Origin of the sequence: Rhodococcus sp. BL-253-APC-6A1W (assembly GCF_012843405.1) — a bacterium.
In the GTDB taxonomy this organism is placed as follows: Bacteria; Actinomycetota; Actinomycetes; order Mycobacteriales; family Mycobacteriaceae; genus Rhodococcus.
The window spans coordinates 1-762 of sequence record NZ_JABAFB010000035.1; the positions used below are offsets into that span (position 1 = coordinate 1).

Here is a 762-nt window from a genome sequence, read left to right on the forward strand (position 1 = left end):
GTCGAGCAGGGACGAAAGTCGGGACTAGTGATCCGGCACCGGCATGTGGAAGCGGTGTCGCTCAACGGATAAAAGGTACCCCGGGGATAACAGGCTGATCTTCCCCAAGAGTCCATATCGACGGGATGGTTTGGCACCTCGATGTCGGCTCGTCGCATCCTGGGGCTGGAGTAGGTCCCAAGGGTTGGGCTGTTCGCCCATTAAAGCGGCACGCGAGCTGGGTTTAGAACGTCGTGAGACAGTTCGGTCTCTATCCGCCGCGCGCGTTAGAAACTTGAGGAAGGCTGTCCCTAGTACGAGAGGACCGGGACGGACGAACCTCTGGTGTGCCAGTTGTCCCGCCAGGGGCACTGCTGGTTGGCTACGTTCGGAAGGGATAACCGCTGAAAGCATCTAAGCGGGAAGCCTGTTCCAAGATGAGGTTTCTCACCCCCTCGAGGGGGTAAGGCCCCCGGCAGACCACCGGGTTGATAGGCCAGAACTGGAAGTGCGGTAACGCATGGAGGTGACTGGTACTAATAGGCCGAGGACTTTCTAACGAAGGTGCTACGCGTCCACTGTGCGGTTTCTGAAACAGCACACACATGCACTTCTTTCCCTTTTGGGGGTTGGGGTGTGTGCGTGGAGTTTCATAGAGTTACGGTGGTTATAGCGTGGGGGAAACGCCCGGTCCCATTCCGAACCCGGAAGCTAAGCCCCATTGCGCCGATGGTACTGCACTCGACAGGGTGTGGGAGAGTAGGACACCGCCGAACACCCGTT

General features: G+C 58.4%; 2 rRNA genes. Both read left to right on the forward strand.

What is annotated here, in order from left to right:
* Positions 1-539, forward strand: a 23S ribosomal RNA gene (locus HF877_RS21105); the annotation flags it as partial.
* A 99-nt stretch (positions 540-638) separates the two neighbouring features.
* Positions 639-755: ribosomal RNA gene (gene rrf, locus HF877_RS21110) — 5S ribosomal RNA — on the forward strand.
* Positions 756-762 lie beyond the last annotated feature (7 nt).